3 protein-coding genes and 1 pseudogene are annotated in these 1,676 nt (G+C 41.1%); all 4 read left to right on the top strand.

The features are described from left to right. Positions 1 to 391: 391 nt before the first annotated feature. A complete protein-coding gene (locus F6K49_RS46595; protein ID WP_293109260.1) occupies positions 392 to 616 on the top strand; it encodes a hypothetical protein in 225 nt (74 codons plus the stop codon). A gap of 31 nt (positions 617 to 647) precedes the next feature. Continuing rightward, positions 648 to 776 (top strand): hypothetical protein, encoded by a 129-nt coding sequence (locus tag F6K49_RS46590; RefSeq protein ID WP_267876487.1) that lies wholly within the window; start codon positions 648 to 650, stop codon positions 774 to 776. A gap of 121 nt (positions 777 to 897) precedes the next feature. Beyond that, positions 898 to 1,107 (top strand): hypothetical protein, encoded by a 210-nt coding sequence (locus F6K49_RS46585; protein WP_293109258.1) that lies wholly within the window; start codon positions 898 to 900, stop codon positions 1,105 to 1,107. Between the two features lie 308 nt (positions 1,108 to 1,415). Continuing rightward, positions 1,416 to 1,676: pseudogene (locus tag F6K49_RS46580) on the top strand (hemagglutination activity domain protein); the annotation flags it as partial.

The raw sequence follows: 1,676 nt of genomic DNA, 5'->3' as shown, positions 1-1,676 counted from the left end.
GGTGTTCTTCCGATCTGGTGCGGTGTTTACCGATGCTAAAGGATTAAGTGCTCAACAGTGCCAATGGCTTAAGCAAAATGGCGCGTTGAATGTTCCTTTTGGGTAACAGCAACCTAAGCTATAAGCTATCAGCTATCAGCTGATAGCTTATTTTAGTCAAAGGTGCGCTTGACCCATGAAGAATTAAATTCGCCAAGGTCAAGCGCACCTAAAAACTCTTAAAATCATTCCATTATTAAGCAACGCCTAATTTTTAGCATTTTTGCCACCCCCTGAGCTACAGATGACCGACTTATTAACAAAGCTAAACGAAATATTAGGGCAATCAATGTAGCTGTTGATAATCCTGTGCGTTGGCTAATATAATCTACACAAATGGATAATAACGATGATGATTAAACCCCAACAGGAAATTATAAAACAAGGATATCAAGCCTTAGTTGATGCTTTAGGAATGGTTGATGCAATTCGGTTTATTCAATATTTTAACTGGGGTCAAGGTGACTATACCAAAGAACGCCATCAGTGGCTAAACCAAAAGCCATTAAACGAGATTATAAACTCAATCAAGGAACAACAAGATGACAGCAATCAGTATGATGAAATTATTAAATAATGTTTAATATTAAGGGGTCTTCAGTTTATTGGTGCTCCCTGCCAAAATTATTATCTACTGGTCTGACCAACCTGCGGAATATGGGTTACTACTAGCTTTTCATGGTCTTATCCTGATTGATGGTAACCGTTGGGTCAACCTAACCGTTGCGGAAGCCTAACTGTTAAACAAGCATGGGATGATCGCATAAACTGACTACTAGCTGTTGATACTGTGCTCTTGAATGGATCGTAACCGTTGCGGAAGCCTAACCGTTGCGGAAGCTTAACTGTTAAACAACTATGCGATTGGCCTTGGCCTTTGGGCCACGCTGCGCGAATGGCCACGCTACGCGATTGGCCTTGGCCTTTGGGCCACGCTGCGCGAATGGCCACGCTACGCGATCGCTTATACTAAGTTGCGGTCAAACGTACAACTTTCTATCCCTATCTCCCCATCTCTCCATCTCCCCATCTCCCCATCTCCCTATGCAAGCAATCTACTCTCTTTGAATGCAACTCGGTATTAGATCCGATAGTTATAGCATTTATAAATGAGATGTAAACCTAGGTAGTATTTTTTTATGGAAAAAGAAAAATACGAAGATCTTTACCCTCTTACCTTTCCCATTTTTACTGCATTTCAATTCATGCCCTAAGCCTGTTTACAACCTATATAAAAACGCTATATATCCCATAATTTGAGGGTGATCTCTCCCCATTTAACCACACTTATTAAAATTTCCATAGTTCCAATAAAAAGCACTAATAACTGCTAGAATTAACCAGAAGATATTTAAAGCAATAACTTAGAACTGAATATGGGTGGAAGAAAGCTAGTAATCACCCTCACCTTAGGTTGGGCCAGGGCAATGGCGTTCCCCCTGGGTTGGTTAACCCTAGCCATGTCGGGAAACTATGCCTTGGCTGATATTGTTCCGGATGGGACATTAGGTTCAGAATCGTCTGTGGTGATACCTAATACCAATGTCCGAGGAAAAATAGCAGATAAAATCGAAGGTGGGGCAATACGAGGGTCTAACCTATTCCACAGTTTTCAGGAATTTAATGTAGGAGAACTA

Source organism: Moorena sp. SIO3I6 (genome assembly GCF_010672095.1).
Note: the sequence above shows the minus strand (reverse complement) of the source record. Positions and strands in the feature narration are given on the sequence as shown.